Here is a 25,098-nt window from a genome sequence, read left to right on the forward strand (position 1 = left end):
AATCGCCTTGACCACCTTGACCCTGGTTAAAAGCGTCTGTCGTGCATGTGGGTTGATAATAAGGTCTACGTACCGCTGACGGTATCTGGTCTCGACATCCTTTAAGCCATGCCATTTTTCGGGAAGCGGCCGCAGCGATTTGGTGAGCAGTGTAAAGTCCTTTACATCGACTGAAAGCTCACCGCGCCTGGTCTTAAATACTATTCCAGTGACGCCAACGATATCGCCGATATCATAATCGAGGAACTTCTTATAATTCTCTTCCCCAAGCGTCCCGAGTGAGAGGAACAACTGGATGCTCGCGGTGCGGTCCTTGAGCACCATGAAACTCGCTTTGCCATGCCTACGGATAGCCATAATACGCCCGGCTACCGTGATCTGCTGACCGGTGTTCTCGCCAGGTTCGATCTCGGAGTATGCGTGGATAACATCAGCAAGAAGATGCGTGCGCGTAAATTTAGATTTAAACGCAGTTTCTCCAGAAGCTTTTATTTCTTCCAGCTTCTGGAGTCTCTGTTTCATAAGCTGATTTACATTCTCTATGTTTTCGGATACTTCTACTTCCGAATCCTTCGCCATTATTCTCCGTCAGTCTTCGCCTTGTTATTATTCTGTCTGATTTTAATGATTTTATATTCCAGGAATCCTTCTGGAACGCGAACCTGGACGACGTCCCCTGCTTTCTTACCCATTATAGCGCGTCCAACCGGAGATTCGTTGGATATTTTGTGATTGGTTGGATCTGCCTCAAACGAACCGACAATCTGGTACTCCTCCTCATCGCCAAACTCGAGATCGAGCAGTGAGACGAACAAGCCGACTGTGACTTTCCTCGATTTGCTGCCGTTGCCGGCTTCTTCAATGATCTTCGCGCATGAGAGCATATCATTGATCTGAATGATCCTACCCTCAACAAAGGCTTGCTCATTCTTGGCGTCGTCGTACTCTGAGTTCTCGCTTAAATCACCGAACTCGATCGACTCCTTGATTCTTGCAGCGACTTCCTTGCGACGGGTCGTTTCTAGATGACGCAATTCCTCGATTAATTTATTGTGACCCTCTTTTGTGAGCATTATTTCTTTCTCTGACAAAACCTTTCGCTCCTTTACATGTAAGAAGCACTCCCCAACGGTGCTGGCTTCATGCGAACTAGCTACGTATTATATGAAAATGCTCCTAACTTGTCAAAATATTCCGCGATTTTGCAGGGAAACAAGAACCAACCTGCTAATATTCACGGTCGAACGACAGCATTAATGTTAGATTACTTATTAAATCAACTATTATACCGACTATTAAATGAACTATTAAATCAACTATTTGTGCAACGAAAAAAACTTTAAATGGGGATGCGAGTTTATTTCCAAAAACTTAGAAGTTATATCGGCAGAAACCCTGGGGAAATTACGAATTTCGAATGACGAATTTCGAATTGAAAACAATTAAGTTCCACCCCTCAAGAGGGGTGCCCTCGTTCTCGACCCACATCATTCGACATTCGAAATTCGTAATTCCTACGTTATCGTATGGCTGCCATCTTAATGCCCGCATTTTCACGCACCTTGTTGATCTGGGCATCGGAGAGTTTCTTCTCAAAGCTTCTAAGCCCGGCCAACTTAAATCCATGTTTTTGCGCCAGCGTCATGGTTTCATTTATTTTATCGAGGCTTATGTCTTTGCCGATTGTATAGCTCTCATACCTGCCCTCTAACGCAAGCATCATTGTCTCCGCCAAACAGGCGAGCGCTATTCCTTTAGGGAGATCCAAGATATTATGCAAATCGACGTTGCCTGGTACTTTTACAACGCCTCCATCTATAACTAAGACGTCTTTTCTTCTCTTCACGAGCACCTCGGCGACATCCCGGGGCCGTGCAACATCGCAGACGACGGCGCCGGACTTTACATCATCGGGTTCGATAACGGCATGTGCTGCGCCGGTTACTGTGATGATTATATCCGCCGGGCGAATGGACGAGACAGAAGTGGACGTCTTAACGTTTTTGTTTTTTGTTTTGATGCGCTCGGAGAGCTTTTCCAGTTTCTTCTGATCGCGCCCGATAAGCACTATGTCGTTGACCTTGTCGGCGAGCACATCCGCGGCCGCGGTTCCAATCGAGCCTGTAGCGCCTACCACGGCCAGCGTCGCGCTGGCAAGGTCGATATCCATGCGTGACGCCGCCTCTGCGGCTCCCTCGATCGCAGTTGCAACCGTATACGTATTGCCTGTAGTTATCGGCACTTTAGCCATCTCGGCGATCACTCTGCCGCCATCACCCGGAATGGCTGTAAACGCGCCGAGCCCGATTATGCCGGCGCCTTCTTTTCGCCCGATTTCGCAAGCTTTAACGATCTTCTCTATCACATAATCCTGGTCGAGGTCGTAGAACTGGTGCGGGAGAAACGGTACGATGATAAACCAGCCCATCGCCTCTTTGCCAGTGATCGACTTCAATCCTGTAATCTCAGAGATCACAAAAGGCCTGCGACGTTTCAAAACGCTTGCGACAACCTTTGGGTTGATCTTGTCCGCAATCTTATATTTCTTAGTGACATGGTTAATATTCATCGGATGCACTAAAAAGCCGAAGGTCTCCATACATTCTCCTTAATAAAACACCGTAGAGCTAAGCCCACGCATCGTTAGTTCAATTTTTCAATCCTGGGTTTATAATCAAGTTTTTTCAGAATATCTAAATAATCCTGAGGCTTTACTTCTTCCCATGTTTTACCCAAAAGTGATAACAAGGCCGCCTCGAGTACGTTGGTGCCGAACGAACGCCCCTCAAAAACAGGGGTTGTTGTGATCAGCAGCTCCACGCCGCGCTCGCGCAAATCGTCGACATCTTGTTTGGTCGTGGTGTTGGTGAGTATCCACTTACCCTTCATATCTTTTGGCATATATTTGCGAATAAAAAGGTAATCGCCTGCGATGACATCTGACTCCCGATAGTGCTTGGCATAACTCTCGGATGGCTCTTTTTCCTGCTTGCTGCCGGTTGGGTAGAGTATCTTAAATGGCATTTTTGTGACGACCGGCAATATCATCTTGGCAAGCACTTTAAACGAGCCCATCGTATGTATCGGGATTGGCAGGTTGAGCCCGAAAATAAGGTCGCCGAAGAGGATTTTGCAGCCAAGCTCGTGGAGAGCTTCAGCCATGCCAAAGCGATCGACAGCGCTCACCATCAATATTTTCTTTTGCGCCAGCGGCAATTTCGCTTCATTTGCGAGGTAGCGAACGACCTCGCGCTCGAGTGTATCTTTGAGGCCGCTTCCATCTACGACCGGCGTCTGCTTGACAACCGACCTGAGCTTTTGCGCATCTCTTATAACGTATTTCTTACCGTCTGCGACCAGGTAAAGATCGATGCCGCCTAGGCCGATGGCATCGACACTGCCGTCGAGCTGCCTTAGCATTTCCTTGGCTTTATTGAAATCACCGTCGGTCCCTCTGCGCTCTATCGATACGTCTTCTCCGAGAAGATTAACCTCGACCTTGTGGTTTCTTTTTGAAGATCCTAAACTTGCGCTTACTATATGCTTCATCGCCTAGTTCCTTCCCTTCTGTCACGTTAGCTAAAACGTCGTAGAGCATTTTTGGGTCGACCTTTCGGTCGCGTCGTATCGGCGAGTTCCCGATCGGTATACCGATAATCTCTCGGTCCAGTATCTTTTCCATGGTCGCGATGCGTTTGTCCGAGGCCAGGAATATAACAACGTCGTAGTTCTTCAGGCTGGCAAGGATATCGAGCAACTCGTTAAAAATCTCGGCGCCGCTTTTTCTTCCCACATATTCCTTACGCTCGGTCTCGCTTAAGACGTAGACGAAGTCAACCGCAAAGTCCTGAGCGACATTCTGGATGTCGTCCTTGTTTGCTATTGGAAATCCTATGACCGCTATGCGATTGCCGCGTCTGACTTCGGCAAGGCCTTCCAGGTGCGACACAAATGACCTCTCAACACCCATCGAGAGGGCCACTTCCTGCTGTGTTGCGCCCACTGCACGACGATGAAGTATCTCTGCGATAATGTTCGAAAGCCGGTCGCGGTCGACTAATTTGTCGCCGATCCTTACTAGTCTCATACCTTCCTTTGTGCACAATATTGTGTACATTCAAACCACATTTTAAACCAAGCGCAGTGATAGTTCAATAAGAAAGGCCTCTTGGTTTGAACGGCTTACTTGCCTTCAAACCAAGAGGCCCCTGGCTGCGACCAGAGTGTTGGCTCTCAGCTAGTCTTGCGAGCTCTGTACTAAATTCTGCGGGCGCTCGCCCAGCGAAAGTGTGACGTGCTTCTTGTCTTTACCGCGATATACCTCGAGGGTAACGCGGTCGCCGACTTTGTGTTTTTCAATAAAATTTAAGATATCATCCATCGTCAGAACGTCGATAGTATCGATTTTACCGATAATATCGCCGCCGACGGGAATTTGCTGGCCTGTTTGGCTATTAACAAGGCTTTGGCTGCCGGCCTTCAGTCCTGCTTTTTCAGCCGGGCTTCCCGGTACTACCCGGGCTATCATAACACCACGATCGACCGGAAGCTTGAGAAGGTTTGCCAGGTCTTTACTGACCTCTATGCCGCCGACACCGATCCACGGGTGGCTGGCCTTTCCGCCTTTCTCAATTTGCCCGACGATCTCTTTTACCGTGTTGCTTGGGATAGCGAATGCGATACCAGCAAAGCTACCCGAGTTCGAGGCGATCTGGGAGTTTATGCCGATGACTTCGCCAAATGCGTTCAAGAGCGGTCCGCCGCTGTTGCCCGGATTTACCGCGGCATCGGTCTGGATGGCACCCCTGATTTTAAATTGTTGATTCGGTGAATCGATCGTCCTGTTGATAGCGCTTACAATCCCTTGCGTTAGTGTGCCATCAAGATCGAACGGCGAGCCGATCGCATACACGTTGTCGCCAACTTGAAGTTTCGAGCTATCGCCGAGATCAAGCACCCTTAGCGTCTTTCCTTGCGGCTCGATCTTTAGTACGGCGATATCTGTGCTGGGGTCGGTACCGAGAAGCTTGGCGCTCACCTCTTGCTGGTTACCCATAAGCACCGTGATTTTGCTCGCCGTGGAGTTCGAGTCCTGGACCACATGGGCATTGGTCACAATAAGGCCCGATTTGTCGACGATAAAACCTGAACCATCGGCTTCCTGCTGCGAGGGAACGCTAAACCCGAAGAAGTCGCTCCTCACACCGGTAAATACCGACTTTATATGCACAACACCTGGGGCGAAACGCTTGTATATGTCGCCTCCGGTCAACCCTTCGGTTGTTTTTTGACCGCCTGATTCCTGGACGACCTGGCTGATGGCTTTTTCTTTGGCAACCGGCGCCATCACCTGCATAGAGAAAAACACCAACAACCCGCCTATTACCGCTGACACTAAACTAGTTAAAGCCGTCTTCCACACAAACATCCTTCCTTTCTGAAAAACCTTCGGTATATGTCTGTCGCACGATCTACTGTTACGTAAATTACATAATAATTTACTACATAGTTTGCTGAGTATTTGCTGAGAAATTTATTACGCAAGTTGTTATATAAGGCCGTTATCGTGAGAGAAGATGAGTTTGGTTAAGACCGGTTTCTTTCAAAAATCCTTTGCAAGCCGGTAAGTGTGAGTGTAGGATCGACTGCAGTTAGACGCTTGCATTCCGGGGCTATGAGCCTGGCGAGACCTCCCGTTGCAACGACATGCTGTGGGCGGCCCATTTCAGTTTCGAAACGCTCGACGATCCGGTCGACCATGCCGCCGGTACCGATAATAAGGCCTGATTGAACGCTGCTGCGTGTGTCTCTTCCGATAGCGCGCGACGGGCTGATGAGGTCGATCCGCGAGAGCCGTGCAGCGCGTTTAAATAGGGCTTCGGATGATACTTCGATACCCGGGGCAATCGAGCCGCCGAGATACTCCCCGTTTCCGGTAATCGCGTCGAAGGTCGTTGCGGTGCCAAAATCGACCACGATAAGCGGACCGCCGTACAACTCGAAGCCGGCAACGGCATTGGCTATCCTATCTGCCCCGACTTCTTGCGGGTTATCGTAAAGAATCGGTATCCCGGTATCCGTCTCGGGCCCCACGACTAGGGCATCGGTTTTAAACATCTCGGTAGACATCTCTAAAAATGATGTGGTAAGTGAGGGCACGACCGAGGCGATCGCCACGGCCCCGATATCCGCCAGGGTAAACCCGCTTAAGTGAAAGAGATTGGAGAGTATTACGGCCGCTTCATCGGCCGTCGCATCACGGCGCGTCGCAATACGCCAGCTGGCCTTTAGCTGCCGCTGCTCAAAACAGCCCAATACGGTATGCGTATTTCCGATATCTATAACCAGCAACATGCGCAGTTGCAATCAGATTACCTCGTTGAAAAAATCTTGGATAGAAAAATAATACGTCCAACCCTTTGCTTTGGCAAGTGCAACGAGTGCTGCATGGGGTCTCTTTAAAATCCCAGCCAGGTGGTAGTAAGGTGGTCCCGTGGTTGTGGTCCCGGATCGGAGAATCGATATCCTATCGGCATTACGGTAACGAGTTCCCGGCCTTTTAGGTCAAGGTAGTTTATGATCTCCGATTCCACCCATAGGGCCGAAGTCAAGCAAACCGCCCCAAGTTCCAGCGACCAGGCCATAAGCTGCATGTTCTGTATGGCACCGGCGCAAGCTATAATATCCACCTTATGTGCGTACTTATTGGTTTTCTTAGGTACGGTGACAAAGATTATGGCTGGCGCTCCTCCGAGATTTTTTGCAAACTCTTCTATCTGCCGCTCATCCATAGACTGAGATAGCTCTTTTGGGTAGAGCGCCAATATATCCGCCAGGTATGCCGGGAATTTACGGACGATTTTAACAAGCTCATCCTTTACCTCGCCTGTCACCACAACAAAACTCCAGGGTTGGCTATTGAGCGGCGATGGCGCGGCGATTCCGGCTTCGACTACCTTTTCCAGGAGTTCCCTGGGCACCGGATCGGGCTTGAAGTTGCGCACCGTTCGTCTTGAAAATATAGCCTCTTCAAGCGTCATGGGGGTCGCCGCTACAATTTTATCTTTAAGAGCCATATTGGTCACTTCCATAGATATTTGGGGATAAAATCCCCTTTTAATTATATCATATCTTGCTAAGAAAATAGCATGCAAGCTTTTTTTAAGTTTGCTCCGCATCCGGATATCTGCATCTATCGGTTGAGTTATTGATTGTCGAGTAAAGCCCTGTGGCAAAGAGATGCAAACCACTCGCATCTCAAGCCCAAGAACAGAAAGAACGCGTTCATCCAGCTCTGCTGCCAACTGTGGGTTTTTACGGCACATGGAGCCATCGCTGTGCGGGCATGCCGCACATATATCATCGAGGCCTTCAACGATGCTTATTCCCCGGCCCGCAACGTTGCAGTCATCAACAACACGGCGCATAATTTCGGCAAACTTTTTATCATATCCCGAGCCGGCAAACGTGCGCGTGCAGAGAAGATGATGCGGGCGAAGCCTAACTATCGCCCCGACCTGTCGCAAATCCTATCCTCCTCGCGATAGTAGCCGCGATTACGGCCTTTATGAAGTCGGGAAGGATAAACGGGGCGGCCCCCGCCAGGATAGCTTGGACCGGCGTTAAACTTGATATCAGGGCAAGTTGAATAACACCCAATACATAGATAACCAGCACACCTGCGCTCATCGCTACGATAAGCTTGCCGGTAGTATTTCCGATTTTTGTGACGATAATTCCAACAATGAGGGCTGCTGCTATAAAACCAAGAAGATCACCACCCATCGGGCCGATGACAACACCAAGCCCCGCCGCGCCCTTGGCAAATACGGGAAGCCCTATCGCCCCCATTAACACGTAGATAACCATGCTGAGGGTTCCGTAGAAGGGCCCCAGAACCGCTCCAGCGAGCAGCGGAACGAATACCTGTAACGTTATGGGTACGGGGCTAAAAGGAAGCGGTATGGCTATTTGAGCGGCAACAGCGGCAAGCGCGGCAAGAAGCCCGGTTTTTACCATCGCGGATGTGTCCATAAGAGCGCCTTCCTCCCCCAGCTGTAATTGTAAACCTTATTATTATCTATGGTTTACAATTATAGGCGAGCGTTGTCTTAAGTCAAGCGTTGTTTCTTGACGCTCACATCTCCGGCGGCAAACGTTTTGGTGTCCCCACCGGGCAGCCGTATCTGTAGTGCGCCGAATTGATCGATTCCAACAAACTCGCCCTCGACCTCACCGTGCAGCATACGCAAAGTAATATGCCGGCCCAACATCCTGCAGCGCTTCGTCCATTCATCCTTAATCTCCTGCCAGCCCCCCGCGAGGAGGATCTCACTCCAATTCTCTAGCTCAAGGAGCAAAGCTGCGACAAGAGAGCGTCTGTCTATTTTTTTGCCCAGCGCAGTTGCGAGAGCCATCACGTGGTCTCGGCTATCGATGGGGATGGTGTCAATATCGTTGTTGGCATTAATCCCGAGGCCTATTACCAGGTAGTCGACTCGATCGGATTGAGCGCTTAGCTCGAGGAGAATCCCGCACACTTTCTTCTCGCCGATGAGGATATCGTTGGGCCATTTTATTTCAGGGCTCAGACCGACTGTCTCGATCGCCCTGGCTGCGGCAACAGCGGCAAGAAGAGTAAATCGTGAGGCCTCTTGTGGGAGGATGGCGGGCCGCAGGATTATCGAGAGCCAGATACCTCCCGGTGGGGATACCCAACTGCGGTCAAGACGCCCTTTGCCCTGCCGCTGCTCGTTGGCGATAACGACGGTTCCTTCCTCCTCACCGTTCTCGGCGAGTGCTTTCGCATAACGGTTTGTCGAGTCGACCATATCCTTGTAGACGATCGTCCTACCGAACGTCGTGGTCGCTAGATGGGAAAGGATCTCTTCGGCGAAAAGCTCATCGGGAGATGACAACAAACGATAACCGCGCCGCGGCGCGGCTTCTATCTCATAGCCCTTCTGCCTCAGGCTCTTGATATGCTTCCAGATTGCGGCGCGCGAGACGGACGATTGAGCGGCCAAATCCTCACCCGAGATATAGTCGCCATCTTTTTCTTTAAGCGCTTTTATTACCGCCGTCTCTGTTGATCGTCCCTCCACGTCTCCTCCTGACTATGTAGAAGATAACAAAGATAACCACAAGAGCAAGCACGACCAGGCTAAAGTTACCCACTAGCTTTTTAATTAAGGGCCAGTTCTCGCCAAAGAAAAACCCGATCAAGCCGATACCGAGTGTCCATAAGATGATTGCAGCGGCGCTATACCCGAAGAACTTGCCAAACCCCATATTGGATGCACCCGCAAGAGGCGGTACAAATGTCCTGATGCCGGCGGCGAACCGCCCTATAAACACGGTTTTTGGACCTTGCTCGTCGAAGTAACGCTCGGCAGCCTTGATTTTATCGGCCGAGACAAAGCGCCCGCCATACTTTTCGATTAGGGGACGACCACCCTTCTTACCGATAAAATAGCCCGCGATATTTCCCAGAGTGGAGGCCACTATCGAGGTAATCATCACATAGACGATATTGAGCGTACCTTGCGCGGCAAATACCGCGGCGACGAGAAGCACCGTTTCTCCCGGAATTACCAGCCCGAGCAAGAAAAGGTTTTCAAACAACAGGATGGCAAAGAGTATGTAATAGCCGTATGCATTAAAGTAGCGGATTAGAAGGTCAAATATTTGACTCTCATTCATCGGCTTTCGACCCGTCCGTAACGTCCAGCGAGATGTCGAGAGGTTTTGCCGCCTGGGTTATGGCACCCACCGAGATGCGGTCTACGCCGGTCGCGGCTATGGCGGCTATTGTGGCAAGCGTGACACCGCCGGAAGCCTCCGTGAGCGCTTTGTCACCTATCACTGCCACCGAGTTCCCAAGGAGGCTGATATCCATGTTATCGAGCAGGATAATATCGGCGCCCGCTTCCAAGGCCTCTTTGACCTCATCCAGGGTCTCTGCCTCTACTTCAACTTTGAGGTCTTGGTTGTAGCTGCGGGCTCTCAGCACCGCTTTCTTGATGCCGCCCGCCGCCTTGATGTGGTTGTCTTTAATAAGAAACTGGTCGAAAAGACCGTAGCGGTGGTTAACTGCGCCCCCGGTGCGAGCCGCATATTTTTCGAGGTAGCGAAGCCCCGGTGTGGTTTTTCTCGTATCTAGAAGCTCTGCTCTGGAGCTTTCGATTTCATTTTTATAGGTACGGGTTTGTGTTGCAATCCCTGAGAGGTGCTGAACGAAATTAAGCGCGGTCCTCTCGGCCCCGAGGACGGCCAGCGCATCTCCAGAGACTTCGGCGATTCTCGTGCCGGCCTCTACAAAATCGCCGTCTGAAACAAGGGGTGTAAACACGATATTCTGGTCGAGATACTTAAAGGTCTGCTCGGCGACAGTAAGGCCCGCGATTATCCCAGGGCTTTTAGCAAGCATCTGCGCATACATAGTGACCCCGCTTCCGATGACTGCTTTTGAGGTGACATCACCCGACGTGCCGAAATCCTCTTCTATGGCTATTCGTATCGCCTGCTCGATCTCTTTGTCCAGCGAGGTATTATAGCGCAACGATATCCTCCGTTAAACGGTGCTCGATGTGACGCAGCCATGCATTACTCGGCTCGGGATAATCCTCCCGGCAATGAACACCGCGGGTTTCCTTGCGCTCCAGCGCAGATCTCGCAAAGAGACCGGCGAGCGTGATCATATTCTGCAGTTCAAATCCTTCTAACTGTACAAACCCGGCCTTAAGAAGCTCGTGTTTAGTATCAAGTTGAGAGATTGCATATTCTAAGCCGCTCTCTGAGCGAACGACTCCGACATAGTCCGTCATAAGTTTCTGAAGCCACTGGCGCTCCCTCTTAAAATCGACTTTGATATCCGGCCTGTCTAAATCGTATGCGACGTGAATACCGGGATTCGTCTCCTGCTCCTCTTCTGAGAGTTTTGCGATTACGGTCTCGGTGATCCGTTTGCTAAAGACAAGGCCCTCAAGAAGCGAGTTGCTTGCAAGACGGTTTGCGCCGTGCACACCGGTGCATGCGGTCTCCCCAGTTGCATAGAGGCCCGGGATAGTGGTGCGGCCATCCAGGTCTGTTTTAACGCCGGCAATCGTGTAATGCGCCGCCGGCCTGACCGGGATAAAGTCCTTTGAGATATTAATGCCCTTCTCACGACAGTGCGCCCATATATTCGGGAAGCGCTCTTTCAGTTTCTCCTTAGGGAGGTGAGTCGCATCGAGATAGACCGGGCTATCGTCACAACGGTGCATCACGCGAACCATCTCTCTGGTCACCACGTCCCTTGGCGCAAGCTCGGCCAGGGGGTGTTTGCCGACCATAAAGCGCTCACCATTACAATCCCTCAAGTACGCCCCTTCACCACGCATGGCCTCGGTGATGAGAAACCTGGGCATTGCATCTTTATCAAGCGCTGTCGGATGAAACTGCATGAACTCCATATCGGTGACTACCGCTCCGGCGCGATATGCCATTGCGATGCCATCACCGGTTGAAATCGTAGGACTCGTGGTAACGGAAAACAACTGTCCAGCCCCGCCCGTAGCGAGAATAACCGCTTTTGCAAAGTGAACGACAAGCCGCCCCGTGGCTTCGTCAAGGCAGATGATCCCGGCACATCGTCCATTCTCTACCAGCACATCCAGGCTGAACCTGTTCTCGAATACCTGGACGCTTTTCCACGCTTCGGCCGTGCGTATAAGCGTTGCCTCGATTTCGCTGCCGGTAGCATCGCCTGAGTGCAAAATTCGGGCCAGGCGGTGCCCGCCCTCTCGTGAGAGCCCGATGTGATCGCCCTGCCAATCGAACTTCGCTCCGAGCCGGATCAGCTCACCGATACGATCCGAAGCCTCGTTTACGAGAACATCGACGGCCTCCCGATCGCACAAACCGGCGCCCGCTTCGAGGGTGTCTTTTAGATGCAGCTTCGGAGAATCCTCCGGGCTGACAGCGGTCGCAACCCCACCCTGGGCGTACCAGGTGGCGGTTTCTTTCAGCTCGCTTTTTGTAACGAGGGCCACGTCGAATTGCTTGGATATCTCGAGCGCAGCAGAAAGACCGGCCACACCGCTTCCTACGACTACGACATCGGTTGCTACTTTATCAATATTGTCCGTATTAAAATTAACTAAATACCTGGGAATCATCTTTTTTAATCTCTCTTAAACGATCTGCAGCATCCTATCGATTGCGCGTTTTGCGAGCGCTGCTATATCCTCGGGCACTGTGATCACGTTCTCCATATCCTGCAGAGAGAAGAGGACTTTCTCAAGCGTTGTTCTCTTCATGTTTGGACAAACGGCCCGCTCGAATGCGGGATAAAACACCTTGTCGGGGTTTTCCTTGCGCAGCCGGTGCAATATCCCGACCTCGGTTCCGATAATGAACTCTTTGGCATCCGTTTCTCTAGCATAGCGAAGAATGCCTTCGGTGCTTGCCGCGTCGTCTGCGAGCGCGATTACCTCCGCCAGGGACTCGGGATGGACGACCACTTTTGCATCGGGATGGGCTTCTTTTTGTTTCTTAAGCTCCTCTGGAGTGATCCTGCGATGCGTCGGGCAAAAACCCTTCCAGAGAATAATGTTTTTTGAAGTCTTTGTTGCCGCATAGTGGCCGAGATGCTGGTCGGGAACAAAAATGATCTCGTCGGCATCGATCGCCTCGATTATTTTTACAGCGTTGGCCGAGGTACAGCAGTAATCGCTCTCGGCCTTTACCTCCGCGCTCGAATTTACATACGTCACAACCGGCGCTCCCGGGTGTTGAGCCTTAAACTCCCTCAGCTCATCCGCCGTTACCATATCCGCCATAGGACAGCCAGCGTTGATGTCCGGAAGCAAAACGGTTTTAGTCGGCGAGAGAATTGCCGCCGTCTCTGCCATAAAATGCACACCGCAAAAAACTATCACGTCGGCATCGGTGGCGGCCGCTTGCTGGCTTAAACGAAGTGAGTCGCCAACAAAATCGGCAATATCCTGTACCTCATCCACCTGGTAGTTGTGGGCGAGTATTATCGCATTTCGTTCCTTCTTTAACCTTTGTATCTCATTCACCATATTTATATCGCAGCTCAAATCACTTACACCTCTTACAAATTTTACGGCCTCATCGCCGCTTGCGTCTCGTTGTTCTCCGTGCTCATTATAACGCCATCACATTAAACTGCCAATTTTTTCGACCTTCTGTCCTGCCACTTCGTGAAGATAATCTAGGGCTGAGCCTCCACGAGGCAGTACGATGTCCGGCTCGATCTCTAGAAGCGGAACGAGGACAAAAGCGCGTTTTAACATCTCTGGATGAGGTATGACAAGGTCTTCTTCATTGATTAGTGCGTTGTCGTAGAGAAGGATATCAACGTCGATGGTTCTGGGTCCCCAATGCAGCTCCCGTTTCCTATTAAGGCTCCCCTCAACCGCGTGAGCCGCTTCAAGAAGCTCATGGGGTGAAAGATCTGTTGTAATCTCAATGACGATATTATAAAAATTCTGCTGCGGCACATCCCCAACCGGTTCGGTCTCGTAAACCGAAGAGGTTTTCACCAGGTCGATTGCCTCGTGACCGGCGATTGCGCGAACGGCTTGCCTTAACTGCATACCGCGATCGCCGAGGTTTGACCCAAGACTTAGAAACGCTTTTGCCACATCATACCACCACTCACTGCCACCACTTATTCCGCTCCCGCAATAATCACGTCGGCAAGCTTGCATGCCCTCGCGACTTCTTTCACGTCATGGACGCGCACGATATTAGCACCCCGGGTAATCCCATAGACAACGCTTGCTATCGTGCCTTCCACACGCTCATCCGCCGGCAGATCAAGAACGGCCCCAATAAACGCTTTTCGAGAGGTGCCAAGCACGATCGGATACCCGAGGCTCTTAAATTCAGAGAGTCGCCTTACGATCTCAAGGTTATGATCACGGGTTTTACCAAATCCGATTCCCGGATCGATCAGGATTTTTTCGCTGGGAAGCCCGGCTGCAATCACGTTTTGGGCTTGCGTGTCAAGCCAAGCGGCAACCTCGGCGACAACGTCTTCATAAACCGGATTCTGCTGCATATCTCGCGGCGTGCCTTTCATATGCATGATGATCGCCGGCACGTTCCGCTCGATGGCCAGCTCCACCATCGTTTCATCGCGCAACCCGCTGATGTCGTTGATAATAGTAGCCCCGGCATCAAGTGCACGCTTGGCAACCTCGGGTTTGTAGGTATCGATCGAGAGAGGAACGTCAAGCTCACCTGCAAGAGTTTCGATAACCGGAATAGTTCGCCTGATTTCCTCATCAAGCCCGACCGGGTCGGCCCCCGGGCGCGTCGATTCCCCGCCGATATCGATGATATCGGCTCCATCGTCAACCATACGCTTCGCTTGCTCGACGGCTACCGCGAAATCGAAATTCCGGCCGCCATCAGAAAACGAATCCGGCGTTATGTTGAGAATGCCCATAATGGTGGTCTTTGCCGTAAGATCTAGCCTAAAACGGCCGGCCTCGATCACCGGGGGGCGTTTGTCGTAATTGCTAAGCGCATCCTTGATTTGCTGAGCAAGCTTTTTTAATCCGAACGGCTGCAAAACGAGCTTTGCACACAGCGCATCGTACTGACGCAGTGTGCCCATGAGGACCATGTCCACCCTTCGCAGGTCCATCTTATACAGAACCCAGGGTGCGGCGGCCTCGCCACCACGCGAGAGCATTTCCTGCTTTATGATATTTGCCGCGCGCGAATCGATATCCGAGATAGAGACTATGCGATGGATGGCTTTAGGTGTCATGATATCGATGCCCTGCTGAGAGACATCCAGCCCTGCGAGCATTATTCTAGCGTCCTCGAGGTTATCTATACATACAACTCGTGGCCTCACTACTATATCTCCCTTTAATAATCCCCTTTTACTGACCTTTTATGAGAGACAGCGCCTCTGCCCGGGCAACGCCGCGGCTTCTAAAAAGACCCCTGACCGCCGAGGTCACTGTGGTTGAACCGGGCTTTTTTACCCCTCGCATGGTCATACAGAGGTGCTCGGCCTCAACGATCACCATAACTCCCTTGGGCTTTAACGCCTCCACCATCGCATCTGCGATTTGTGTAGTTAGTCTCTCCTGCACCTGCAGACGTTTTGTAAAGACATCCACCACCCGGGCAAGCTTACTAATGCCAGTGACCCTACCATCATCTCCCGGGATGTAGGCGACATGTGCTTTTCCGATAAACGGCATTAGGTGATGCTCACACATCGAGTAGATCGGGATATCCTTAACTATTATCATCTCGTCGTGATCTTCGCCAAAGGTCACATTCAGGATCTCGACCGCATCCTGATCCATACCGCCCAAGATCTCTTCGTACATCGACGCAACACGCCGCGGTGTATCCCGGAGACCCTCGCGATTTAGGTCCTCACCAACTCCTTCAAGTATAAGGCGAACCCCTTGTTCAATCTTCTCCCTATCCAAACAAGAAACCCCTTTCAGGCTCAAAAATCGTACACTCTAAGCTCTTCCAGTAAGTAATTTGCAGATTAACTAGAATATTATGTCATAATTCATGCGAATTGCGAATATGTGAAGCAAAAAAAGGCCACGTAAACGTGGCCTTTTATGTTCGAATCATATAATCCTTGTGCTAATTATTATAGCTAGGTCTTGCAGCCCTAGCCTTCGACCGGCCTTAGCTTACCGGGTATATCGAGCACGTCCTTGCCCTTTGCCGCCGGTTTCTGCTCTTTGGCAGGCCCGGTCGTTTCGCTATCGACGAGTTCTTTTGGAGGTAACTCTTTTCCGTCAAGAATCAACTGCAACTCGCCCTTTTCAAGCGTCTCTCTATCGATAAGACCGTGCGAAATATGATCGAGAATTACTTTTTTCTCGGTCAATATTTGCTTGGCCCTCTTGAACGCCTCATCGACCATACGCCTGATCTCTTTATCGATCTCATAAGCGATCTCTTGGCTATAATCCGGATGTGAAGAGAAATCGCGCCCCAGGAATACCTGATCCTGCTTCTGGCCAAGGGTGAGCGGCCCGAGCTTCTCGCTCATGCCATACTCACACACCATCTGGCGGGCAACTTTCGTCGCTTTATCCAGGTCATCGTGCGCACCCGTCGTAACCTCGCCAAAGACCATTTCTTCCGCAACCCGTCCGCCAAGAAAAACGGCAAGATTATCGGTTAGCTCCGATTTTGATACCAAGAACTTATCCTCGGTCGGGAGCGTCAAGGTGTACCCAAGCGCCCTTCCGCGCGGGATAATCGATATCTTGTGGACCGGGTCGGTGTGCTCAAGCGTATGCGCCACCAACGCGTGCCCGGCCTCATGATAGGCGATAATCTCTTTCTCTCTCTCGCTTATCAGGCGGGTCTTTCTTTCAGGACCTGCGATAACTCTATCGATGGATTCCTCAAGCTCCAACATGTCGATCTCTTTTTTACCGTGACGGGCTGCAAGCAACGCCGCCTCGTTCACCAAGTTCGCCAAATCCGCACCGGTGAACCCCGGAGTCCTGCGGGCAAGAACATCGAGATCGATATCCTTGGCGAGCGGCTTACCCTTGGTATGGACTTTAAGAATCCCCAGCCTTCCATTAAGGTCCGGCCTGTCGACGACGATTTGGCGGTCGAACCTGCCCGGACGCAAGAGCGCCGGGTCAAGAATATCCGGCCTGTTGGTCGCCGCGATAAGGATAACGTTATCCTTAATATCAAAGCCGTCCATCTCGACCAGCAATTGGTTGAGTGTCTGCTCACGCTCGTCATGGCCTCCGCCGAGACCGGCACCCCTGTGCCTACCGACGGCATCGATCTCATCCATAAAGATGATACAAGGCGAGTTCGCCTTGGCCTGCTCGAACAAATCGCGCACCCTCGATGCACCGACACCGACGAACATCTCGACAAAGTCCGAGCCGCTTATCGAGAAGAACGGCACTCCGGCCTCGCCTGCTACGGCCCTGGCCAAAAGCGTCTTACCGGATCCCGGAGGTCCGTAGAGTAGAACACCTTTTGGAATCTTCGCACCAAGCGCCTGGAATTTGGATGGATTGGCCAAGAACTCCTTTATCTCGCGCAATTCCTCGACCGCCTCATCGACACCCGCAACGTCCTTAAACGTGACCCGCGGAGAATCCTTGGTGAGGCGCTTAGCCTTGCTCTTGCCAAACGACATCACCTTGTTGCCGCCACCTTGCATCTGCTGGAGCATAAACAACCAGATGCCCAGGATCAGAACAAACGGCAAAAAATTCAACGCTATCGATAACCACACCGTCTCTTTTTGCGGGTCGGATGTTATCTGTACGTTATGGGTCAAAAGCAGAGGGACCAATTTATCGTCCTGTGAAGGATAGTAGAGCGAAAAATCACCGCCCTTCTTAAAATCGGCCTTGTACTGCCCATCGATCCTGTGATCCTTGTCAAACATTACAACTTTGGCTACATGCCCCTGGTTAACCTGCCTAATGAAATCGGTATATTGCGGCTGATCCGGTTTCGCTGTGGGCTTGAGAGCCGTCGTTGCCAGCAAAACAATCACTAAGAGTATTAAAAACCAGAAGCCGGCGCTTCTAAAAAGCCTTTTCAAACAAGCTCCTCCTCATCTGTTTCATAACTGAAATGCTACCACACTTAATAACTCTGAACAATTTTATACACCCACTATTACACTCCCCAGTGCTCTTACAAATTCACTCTCTATTACACTCTCTATTACACTCTTTATTACACACTCTTATATGCCTCTATACTATCCCATCATCTTCATACACAGAACGTTTCAATGTTCCTATAAAAGGAAGATTTCTATACATCTGTGCATAGTCGAGGCCATACCCGACCACAAACGTGTTCGGTACAGTAAACCCCGAATATTTCAGCTGTATCGGAACCCTTTGCTTCCCTTCTTTGACGATGAATGAACATATCTCAAGACTTGCCGGCCGCCTCGAACTCAGGTTCTTGATCAGGTAATTCAGGGTGAGGCCGGTATCAAGAATATCTTCCACTATCAGCACATGTTTATCGGCTATATCATCATCAAGGTCTTTTAATATTCTCACGACTCCCGATGTTGTCGAGGCCGATCCGTAGCTTGATATGGCAATGAAGTCGGTCTCGACTGAGACACCCATCTGCCTTATGAGGTCGGCAAGAAACACGAACGCGCCCCTCAAAATACCTACAAGCATTAGATCTTTGCCCTTATAATCCTCGCTTATTTGCCGACCGAGCTCCCGGACTCTCAGTTTGATCTGCTCTTCTGATACTATTACATCTTCAATATCATCAGATAAAACCCGATCGGTTACGTTTGCTTCCATCGTTCCTCCAATCGCATGTATCTTTACTACTCTATATCACCAATTACATCCGAAAAAAACCAATAGGTTTTGAATAAAGTGATGTCGATTACCGCCGTTGCGACTTCAGATGCAACACCAGTACCCGCTTTGTCTGAGCCGTAACGCGAAAACGCTCATCGATGCGAAATCCCGCTACCCAGATAATCTGGTCGTTTGCAGCAATTATTGGCACCTTGTCCCGTTGTCTTCTTGGGACTTTCTCATCAACGAAGAAATCTTGCAGTTTCTTCTCTCCCATCATACCAAACGGCACGAAAAAGTCTCCCGGTTTTCGGGTGCGAATCTTAAGCTCTGCGGGAATTCTATCAGCATCAAGATGAGCTACATCCCCATCACCCTCAAATACTATATCGCCGGCGGCATGATACTGCGCTTCTATCTCTATACCAAGAAGCCCAACTGGCGTGATTCCCGGCACTATTAGCTTCACCGGTTTCAACGGAGGGCCCTCGAACAGCTGTTTTCTCGCAAACACCAAGTACTCATATTCAGCAAATACGACAATACCCCCGGGCAGCTCGAGTTCAAATCGCACCGGAACATTTTGCAATGCATCCACTATGGCTTCTATATGCTTGAACTCGATACCACGCAGATCGTCTTTCGCCCACTTGATGCATTTACGAATAAGACGTCGCTTAAGGGAGAGCGGCTGTGCCTCCAACGGCTGCATCTCAATTCTGACAATCCCGTCGCCGGTCTCAGCCAGCAGATCAAATACCCCATCAGTAAGCTCGCTTAAATGGGATTGGTCCTCCCTGACTATCTCGATCGTCTTGAGAAGCGACCCTTTGAACTGCGGGTTATAGCTTGTTAGAAGAGGTACGAGGTCTGAGCGCACTCTATTTCGCAGAATCGACAGGTCCTCGTTTGATGCATCGACCCGATAAGCAAGTTCATTATCCCGGATATACCCCAGAATGTCCTCCTTGCTCACCTCGATAAACGGTCGTATATAGATGCCTCTTACCGGCTGCATTGCCGCCAGTCCTTCCAGGCCGGCACCCCGTATCAAGCGCATCAGAAACGTTTCAACCTGGTCATCAGCGTGATGTGCCAATGCGATCCGGTCGACCTTAAGCTCAACCGCAAGCCGGTCCATAAGTCTATACCTAGCCTCACGAGCGGCTTCCTCCAATGACAATCTCTCCCGCTCCATCAGCGCCGGTACGTCGTAGCTTTCAAGCGTTGCCGGTATATCGAGCCGGGCGGCAAGTGCGGCAACAAATTCAGCATCCTCATCAGCTTCTGCGCCACGTATCTTGTGGTTGAGATGAAAGACATGAAGCCGGAGGTCATAGAGTGGCTCGATGTGTTTTAAGAAATATAGCAGCGCTACCGAATCCGGGCCACCGGATACCGCCACAAGCACGCTATCGCCCTTACTGAGCATATGATACTTTTGAATTGTGGTCAGAACACGGTCGAAAAACCAAGCGTCGACCAACTGCATCACCCAGACATAATAAAAAATGACCCTTTACGGGCCTTAACTCAATCCTCAATCTTCATCTCAAGTATAGTCTCATTGACCTTATTTGCCAAGTTTTCTATGTCTGCAGAGATAGATCGATACCATCGCTTAAGCCGCGCCCGCGTTTAACTCTGACGTACCGGTTCAAATAAAAAAGTAGCCCGATGATCACCAGGCTACTTTTAACATCATACTAAAGCTATATGCCGTCTACGGTTCAATTCTTTTTTCAAACGCCTGGCCATCAGCCAGCACTTTTAGGATAACTCCGCCCTTAACTGGATTCCTGTCGGCATCAAAGGTGTACGTTCCGGAAACACCCTTAAAACCCTTAATCGAAGCCAAAGCATTCGTTATTTTTCCAGGATCCGTCGAATCCGCCTTCTTCATCGCCTCAACAACAAGCAACACCGCATCATAACTCAACGCTGCTGAAGGACCGGGCCTAATCCCGTAATCCCCTTCGTAACTGTCCACAAATCTTTGCGTTTCCGGATCGGGGTCTTCCGGCGAGAAATGATCGCTGAAGTAACTACCGACAGCCGCTTGTCCGGCGATCTTAATCAGTTGCTCCACATTCCAGAATTCGGTGCCAAGGTATGTAGTCTTAACTCCCATCGCCGCCGCTTTTTTTATAATCTGACCGGCTTTGTCTTCAAAATCGGGAAGCAATACCACATCCGGTTTCACTTTCTCCAACTCGCTCACCTGCGACGTAAAATCAGTCGTATTATTTGTATACGATTGAATAGTCTCGACTTTGCCGCCGTATTTCTCGATCTCCCGCTTAAAATTGTTCACAAGTGTTTTAGCGTCCTCATCACCACTGTTATATATTACAGCAGCCTTTTTCACTTTAAGGTTCTGCCCGGCGAAGCGTCCCAGCAGGGTTCCCTGATACGTATCCACATAGCAGGCCCTAAAAATCTCTTTGCCTATTCTCGTTACATTACTTTCCGACGCGCGGATAGCAAGCATCGGCACTCCCGTCCTGTTGGAGATTGGAGCAGCCATTTGAGCTGATTGCGAGGTATAAGGCCCGATAATAGCGGATACCTTCTGCACCTCGGCATAATTCAGGGCTATGCTTGCTGCAAGTTTAGGTTCTGAGGTATCGTTACCCGGAATTACCTCCAGATTCTTACCATCGATACCACCCCTTGCATTGATCTCATCAACCGCTAAATCGATACCGTTTTTGCAGAGCGTACCGTATTTCTCATAATCTCCCTTTAGCGGCAAAATCAGGCCTATCTTTACGGTTTGTTCAAAAGCACCTTGCGGGGGTACCGGCTTAGAACAACCAGACAGGGAAAGCGTTAAAGAGATAATAATAAGAGAAATGATAGCAAAAGAGAGAGAGAATAACCGTTTTGACACAATGCCTCCTAGTCAATCTAGCTTGATAAACGTACTTTACGAAGCCATATGTTCATTCAACCGCAGGGTTAATTGCGTTTCGCCATAATAATACGCTCAGCAGTAGTATAAGTCAAAGTTTAGGTCAATAAAGATAACCCCCTTAAACTAGAAAAGAGGCAGGTTAAAGATAAATGTCGTAGCAAGCACAACCAAGAATAGCCCGCAAGCAAAGAGTATGCCCCGATAGATGCGATCAGTTACAAATCTCTTCCCGGTTACAATAATGTAAGCGACCGCACCGTACCAAAAGAAATCACCGAGGATGTGCCCTAGATAAAATGAGGTCAAGCCGGGCCACCCATGCTTTAATGAATCCAGGACCAGTTTTGCGCCAATGGTTGCCCACCATAACGTCCAGTAGGGATTTGAGATACTGGTAGCGATTCCTTGCACGACCGGGCCGAATCTGGCCTGCTCCTGGCCTGCCTCAAGAGAGAGCGAGACCCTCCCCCGATACGTATCCATGACCATACCGTAGCCCATCCAGAGCAAAAAGCTCCCCCCAAGTATCCCTATTGTCCTGATGATGCTTAGGTTATTAAGCAGCGTGGAAAGACCAAGGGTAAAACCGATAACCAGCAGCAGCTCAAGAATCGAATGTCCGAGAATCAACAAAAAAGCCGCTTTCTGGCCTTTTTTCACCGTTTCTCCAATGGTTACAGTAAGAAGTGGGCCGGGCACCATGGCCCCCGATAGCGCAATGGCCAACGCGGTCGAAAAAATGACGATGAGTTCCAGCTTTTCCTCCAAACCCTCTAGTAGATGAAAAACATAGCAGAAGCCCCTGCGAATGGCAAGCGACTTAAGGGGTCTGAAACTTTTATAAGAGTAAAGGATAAAGAGGTACGCCGATCAAGAAGGTTTATTCTGCAGACACGTCAAAAGCTAAAGTCGTATCGTTCGCGGATATACTTGCGATGTGCTTCCGACTAGGTTTGCACAAAAAAGCGTGCATGAAGAGCAGCGGCCTTTATCGTTTCTTCTGCAACAGGGCACATTCTGTTCCTCCCAGCAATTCAATCCCTTCTTGTATGCGACACAACTATGGTAGTGACTTGCCGGACACCTCCGTAAATCGGAGCAGATGTTTTTCTTGCGCCCTTTCAGGCTGTATACGTTCACCTAACACCCCCAACCAAAACACAGGTGGAAATAACAAGTATCCGGTAATACTATACCATGCAATGGCATATTTTACCAGCCCCAGTTAGCATATTTTACCAGCCTATAGGTTAGCGATATAATTGATAGCTTATACGGCAATTCTTTGGGTTACTTTAAGTGCGGTAGGAATAGTGGAAATTAGCAAACCCGTGCAGGAACCCGCCGTCTACATCCGTACCTTTAAGCCCTGCTCGGTAATTACGACGGCAACCGACACGAGCACTATAAAGAAGACAATAAAGATAATGATCGCAAAGTTCTTAATCTTGTGGCCCATAACATTTCCTGACATCCCCCAATGTCCCCCTGTGTGTACCTATGCTCCCTGTTCAATGATCATGTCTACAGAACATTGAAATTATTGTTACTTACTATTGTAGATAAACGCTTAGTACGTGTCAATAAGTAAATCCCTATTTTTACTGAATTAAGGCAAGTATAAATACTGATAACCGCTACAGCGGGGAGTTTAAGAAGGTGCTTGCCACAAGCAGATTCTCGGGTCACACTCGGATACCTGCTACTATGCAATAGCGCCAGCTCACCGGGTTGCGGTTGATGCCTTAAAGCTCACGGGCAATATCCATAAGAACACCTATTTGCCCGATTTTTGGATCTTTCCCCTGGGCCTCGATCTCGACCGTTTCCCCTCCCTCGTACCATGCCAGGATAGAGAGACCCTGGCCGTCATAGCCGAAATACGCCATGCGCCCGTTTACCCAACAGAGCTGCTGACCACGCTTATACTTAAATCTAATCGAATAAAGCGCATCGGACGCTTTCTGCTCATCACCATGCTCTTTTATCGCGACAGTTACGGTTGTGACTTTACTGTCGGCGTCTTTCGGTTCATACACCCGGGATACTACATCTTTTGTCGACTTCTCGGAAACCAGTTTAAACCCCTCAATCGCTGAAGGCAGTGTGGTTTTAGCTGGTTCATCCGCACCGTTCTGCGGAAATTTGAGCTTGGGGCGAGAGCCGGTATCCCCCGGATGAGTAACTGCACCGGAACCGCCTTCAGCATTTTCATTACTTAGCTTCACAGCGTTCTCGCGGCTGATGCGGCCATGTTCTGAAGGTGGAGAGGTTCCCATGCCGGGATTGATTCGCTGCTTGACATCTGCAAGCTGATCCTTTGCATCCTTAAAAGAAGGGTTTGTTCTTACGATATCCGCCAGCTTTCTCTTGGCGCTCACCAGGTCACCGCGATCCCGATCTTCTAGGGCCTCGGTATAGATCGCCTCTGTCTTAAGCTTAGTGGCCACGTTCTTATAGATGATAACCCCGAGGATTATTGCCATCACCAGCACGCTCGCAACTGTAATCGCCCTCGAAGTGCTAAGAGAGAACTCTTCCGATGTATGCTTCTCAGTACTCATATCAAATTACCCGAAAATCACCGATTGATAACTATGCTTTATAAGGCCGCTCTAGAGGCTTACATCGATTTTAGAACATGAAAGGTGTAATTAACAGTACTTTTAGGTTCAATGGAGTGGCTAAAAAAAGGGGGAGGAAGAGCTCGGCAGCAGGACAAACCGGAAACCCTGAAGGAGAGCTTTTAGATGAGAGTCTGAGCCCTTCCTCATTTTAAGGTATCGGCATTTCGTGCAATAACTATATGACTTTTCTCCCGTCCAACATAAAGACCGGATAATTAAAGGCTTTCAAGCCTGACCCTTGGGCTTACAATCTCGGTTATCCTTATACCGAAATTATCATCGATGACAACCACTTCGCCTCGGGCAATCGTCTTCCCATTAACCAAAAACTCAACCGGCTCGGACGCCAGCTTATCGAGCTCGATTACGGAACCTTTGGCAAGCCGCAGTATCTCTTCAATCGTCATCTGCGTTTTACCCAGCTCAATCGCTGCATCCAGCGTCACATCAAGCAAAAGCGAGATATTACTGTTGCCTGCGACAGCTACCTCCCCCTCACTTAGAGACCCAAATTTCGCGGGTTGCATATCCCGCACCTGGGGCGGCGCTTCCGTCTCAATCACGGGTGCACTTACGATCTCATCCGAACCGAAATTCACCTCTGGAATTTCGGCAAGGTCGAGCCCTCCGATGTCTTCCTCGTTGATGATCGGTGCAGCACTCTCCATAACCGGTTGCTCGTTTAAGAGAAGGTCGATGATTTGGTTGCTAAGACCGAGCGGTAGTAAGAAGCCGGCATTTACGGAGCTGTCCAGTAGCGTCAACGTCGCTACCACGTTTAGCAATTGGCCCTCTGGATACAAGAATCCGATGCTCTCAAAACCCGACTCATCCTGCAACACGATAGTATCGATTACCGCACAGTCTATAGTATGGCCCATGCTTTCCGCAAAGTTGGTCATGGCTTCAGAGACCGCGGTGTTTGCTATCTCCCTTAAACCTTCAAGAATCACCTCATCATCGGCCCCTACTTCCTTGGCCTCATCCGGAATCGCAAGATCGAACACCTTGGGGAGCCCATCACCGCTGATATAAAGGAAAAACTGCCCCTCTAACGCCGACCCGCTGTTAAGCTGGATAAGCAAGATGGGCGCTGTCAGGAACTTTCCGATATCACTAAACCCGATCACGTCGACTGCAGAGGGATCCATTCCCACATCAGAGCCAAGCTTCTCGCTTAAGGATTTCGCCAAGGATGCGGTGATCAAATCACAAATTTCGC

Annotated in this window: 24 protein-coding genes and 1 pseudogene; all 25 read right to left on the minus strand. The window is 50.1% G+C overall.

Features of this window, described 5'->3' with window-relative positions:
• Positions 1-579 (minus strand): OB-fold nucleic acid binding domain-containing protein (locus tag ACYC56_RS03205; protein ID WP_461372738.1); only part of this gene is annotated, 579 nt, incomplete at its 3' end.
• Complete coding sequence (greA, locus tag ACYC56_RS03210; RefSeq protein WP_461372760.1) at positions 579-1,073, minus strand: transcription elongation factor GreA; 495 nt, start codon at positions 1,071-1,073, stop codon at positions 579-581. The genes greA and ACYC56_RS03205, both read right to left, overlap by 1 nt.
• 446 nt (positions 1,074-1,519) lie before the next feature.
• Positions 1,520-2,599, minus strand: a complete 1,080-nt coding sequence (locus ACYC56_RS03215; protein ID WP_461372739.1) for a shikimate dehydrogenase — start codon at positions 2,597-2,599, stop codon at positions 1,520-1,522.
• Between the two features lie 44 nt (positions 2,600-2,643).
• The gene (locus ACYC56_RS03220; RefSeq protein ID WP_461372740.1) at positions 2,644-3,549 is read right to left on the minus strand and encodes a quinate 5-dehydrogenase; all 906 of its coding nucleotides are present in this window, start codon (positions 3,547-3,549) and stop codon (positions 2,644-2,646) included.
• Positions 3,488-4,087, minus strand: a complete 600-nt coding sequence (locus ACYC56_RS03225; protein ID WP_461372741.1) for a transcriptional regulator — start codon at positions 4,085-4,087, stop codon at positions 3,488-3,490. The genes ACYC56_RS03220 and ACYC56_RS03225 overlap by 62 nt, the downstream gene beginning before the upstream one ends.
• A 150-nt stretch (positions 4,088-4,237) precedes the next feature.
• A complete protein-coding gene (locus tag ACYC56_RS03230) occupies positions 4,238-5,395 on the minus strand; it encodes a S1C family serine protease (protein WP_461372742.1) in 1,158 nt (385 codons plus the stop codon).
• A 191-nt stretch (positions 5,396-5,586) separates the two neighbouring features.
• The gene (locus ACYC56_RS03235) at positions 5,587-6,354 is read right to left on the minus strand and encodes a type III pantothenate kinase (protein WP_461372743.1); all 768 of its coding nucleotides are present in this window, start codon (positions 6,352-6,354) and stop codon (positions 5,587-5,589) included.
• A 104-nt stretch (positions 6,355-6,458) separates the two neighbouring features.
• Entirely contained in the window at positions 6,459-7,526 is a 1,068-nt protein-coding gene (locus ACYC56_RS03240; RefSeq protein ID WP_461372744.1) for a DUF1284 domain-containing protein, read from the minus strand.
• Positions 7,501-8,034, minus strand: a complete 534-nt coding sequence (locus ACYC56_RS03245) for a biotin transporter BioY (RefSeq protein WP_461372745.1) — start codon at positions 8,032-8,034, stop codon at positions 7,501-7,503. The genes ACYC56_RS03240 and ACYC56_RS03245 overlap by 26 nt, the downstream gene beginning before the upstream one ends.
• A 77-nt stretch (positions 8,035-8,111) precedes the next feature.
• A complete protein-coding gene (locus ACYC56_RS03250; protein ID WP_461372746.1) occupies positions 8,112-9,104 on the minus strand; it encodes a biotin--[acetyl-CoA-carboxylase] ligase in 993 nt (330 codons plus the stop codon).
• Positions 9,061-9,702, minus strand: coding sequence for a DedA family protein (locus ACYC56_RS03255; RefSeq protein ID WP_461372747.1), 642 nt, complete (start codon positions 9,700-9,702; stop codon positions 9,061-9,063). The genes ACYC56_RS03250 and ACYC56_RS03255 overlap by 44 nt, the downstream gene beginning before the upstream one ends.
• Positions 9,695-10,561: a carboxylating nicotinate-nucleotide diphosphorylase gene (nadC, locus tag ACYC56_RS03260; protein ID WP_461372748.1), complete on the minus strand. Its 867-nt coding sequence runs from the start codon at positions 10,559-10,561 to the stop codon at positions 9,695-9,697. Before nadC ends, ACYC56_RS03255 begins: the two co-directional genes overlap by 8 nt.
• The gene (gene nadB / locus ACYC56_RS03265; protein ID WP_461372749.1) at positions 10,551-12,158 is read right to left on the minus strand and encodes an L-aspartate oxidase; all 1,608 of its coding nucleotides are present in this window, start codon (positions 12,156-12,158) and stop codon (positions 10,551-10,553) included. Before nadB ends, nadC begins: the two co-directional genes overlap by 11 nt.
• A 15-nt stretch (positions 12,159-12,173) precedes the next feature.
• Positions 12,174-13,106 (minus strand): annotated as a pseudogene (gene nadA / locus ACYC56_RS03270) (quinolinate synthase NadA); the annotation flags it as partial.
• A gap of 57 nt (positions 13,107-13,163) precedes the next feature.
• Positions 13,164-13,652: a 2-amino-4-hydroxy-6-hydroxymethyldihydropteridine diphosphokinase gene (gene folK, locus ACYC56_RS03275; RefSeq protein ID WP_461372750.1), complete on the minus strand. Its 489-nt coding sequence runs from the start codon at positions 13,650-13,652 to the stop codon at positions 13,164-13,166.
• Between the two features lie 26 nt (positions 13,653-13,678).
• On the minus strand, positions 13,679-14,878 hold the full coding sequence (gene folP / locus ACYC56_RS03280; RefSeq protein ID WP_461372751.1) for a dihydropteroate synthase: 1,200 nt from the start codon (positions 14,876-14,878) through the stop codon (positions 13,679-13,681).
• A 28-nt stretch (positions 14,879-14,906) separates the two neighbouring features.
• Entirely contained in the window at positions 14,907-15,470 is a 564-nt protein-coding gene (folE, locus tag ACYC56_RS03285) for a GTP cyclohydrolase I FolE (protein WP_461372752.1), read from the minus strand.
• A 197-nt stretch (positions 15,471-15,667) separates the two neighbouring features.
• On the minus strand, positions 15,668-17,593 hold the full coding sequence (gene ftsH / locus ACYC56_RS03290; RefSeq protein ID WP_461372753.1) for an ATP-dependent zinc metalloprotease FtsH: 1,926 nt from the start codon (positions 17,591-17,593) through the stop codon (positions 15,668-15,670).
• Between the two features lie 157 nt (positions 17,594-17,750).
• Complete coding sequence (hpt, locus tag ACYC56_RS03295; RefSeq protein WP_461372754.1) at positions 17,751-18,329, minus strand: hypoxanthine phosphoribosyltransferase; 579 nt, start codon at positions 18,327-18,329, stop codon at positions 17,751-17,753.
• A gap of 88 nt (positions 18,330-18,417) precedes the next feature.
• On the minus strand, positions 18,418-19,824 hold the full coding sequence (gene tilS, locus ACYC56_RS03300) for a tRNA lysidine(34) synthetase TilS (RefSeq protein ID WP_461372761.1): 1,407 nt from the start codon (positions 19,822-19,824) through the stop codon (positions 18,418-18,420).
• A gap of 231 nt (positions 19,825-20,055) precedes the next feature.
• Positions 20,056-21,225, minus strand: coding sequence for an ABC transporter substrate-binding protein (locus ACYC56_RS03305; protein WP_461372755.1), 1,170 nt, complete (start codon positions 21,223-21,225; stop codon positions 20,056-20,058).
• Between the two features lie 147 nt (positions 21,226-21,372).
• A complete protein-coding gene (locus ACYC56_RS03310; RefSeq protein WP_461372756.1) occupies positions 21,373-22,017 on the minus strand; it encodes a LysE family transporter in 645 nt (214 codons plus the stop codon).
• Positions 22,018-22,597: 580 nt separating this feature from the next.
• Positions 22,598-22,723: a hypothetical protein gene (locus tag ACYC56_RS03315; protein ID WP_461372757.1), complete on the minus strand. Its 126-nt coding sequence runs from the start codon at positions 22,721-22,723 to the stop codon at positions 22,598-22,600.
• Between the two features lie 271 nt (positions 22,724-22,994).
• Positions 22,995-23,813, minus strand: coding sequence for a hypothetical protein (locus ACYC56_RS03320; protein ID WP_461372758.1), 819 nt, complete (start codon positions 23,811-23,813; stop codon positions 22,995-22,997).
• A gap of 278 nt (positions 23,814-24,091) precedes the next feature.
• A partial coding sequence (fliN, locus tag ACYC56_RS03325) for a flagellar motor switch protein FliN (RefSeq protein ID WP_461372759.1) occupies positions 24,092-25,098 on the minus strand: 1,007 nt, incomplete at its 5' end.

Source organism: Candidatus Aquicultor sp. (genome assembly GCF_054640775.1).

What these genes read in the sequence shown, in the direction of transcription:
- greA (WP_461372760.1), bottom strand. Translation starts at nt 1,073, where the DNA reads ATGCTCACAAAAGAGGGTCACAATAAATTAATCGAGGAATTGCGTCAT.
- ACYC56_RS03220 (WP_461372740.1), bottom strand. Translation starts at nt 3,549, where the DNA reads ATGAAGCATATAGTAAGCGCAAGTTTAGGATCTTCAAAAAGAAACCAC.
- ACYC56_RS03315 (WP_461372757.1), bottom strand. Translation starts at nt 22,723, where the DNA reads ATGTCAGGAAATGTTATGGGCCACAAGATTAAGAACTTTGCGATCATT.
- ACYC56_RS03320 (WP_461372758.1), bottom strand. Translation starts at nt 23,813, where the DNA reads ATGAGTACTGAGAAGCATACATCGGAAGAGTTCTCTCTTAGCACTTCG.
- hpt (WP_461372754.1), bottom strand. Translation starts at nt 18,329, where the DNA reads ATGGAAGCAAACGTAACCGATCGGGTTTTATCTGATGATATTGAAGAT.
- ACYC56_RS03255 (WP_461372747.1), bottom strand. Translation starts at nt 9,702, where the DNA reads ATGAATGAGAGTCAAATATTTGACCTTCTAATCCGCTACTTTAATGCA.
- tilS (WP_461372761.1), bottom strand. Translation starts at nt 19,824, where the DNA reads ATGCAGTTGGTCGACGCTTGGTTTTTCGACCGTGTTCTGACCACAATT.
- ACYC56_RS03215 (WP_461372739.1), bottom strand. Translation starts at nt 2,599, where the DNA reads ATGGAGACCTTCGGCTTTTTAGTGCATCCGATGAATATTAACCATGTC.
- ACYC56_RS03225 (WP_461372741.1), bottom strand. Translation starts at nt 4,087, where the DNA reads ATGAGACTAGTAAGGATCGGCGACAAATTAGTCGACCGCGACCGGCTT.
- nadB (WP_461372749.1), bottom strand. Translation starts at nt 12,158, where the DNA reads ATGATTCCCAGGTATTTAGTTAATTTTAATACGGACAATATTGATAAA.
- ACYC56_RS03245 (WP_461372745.1), bottom strand. Translation starts at nt 8,034, where the DNA reads ATGGACACATCCGCGATGGTAAAAACCGGGCTTCTTGCCGCGCTTGCC.
- ACYC56_RS03235 (WP_461372743.1), bottom strand. Translation starts at nt 6,354, where the DNA reads ATGTTGCTGGTTATAGATATCGGAAATACGCATACCGTATTGGGCTGT.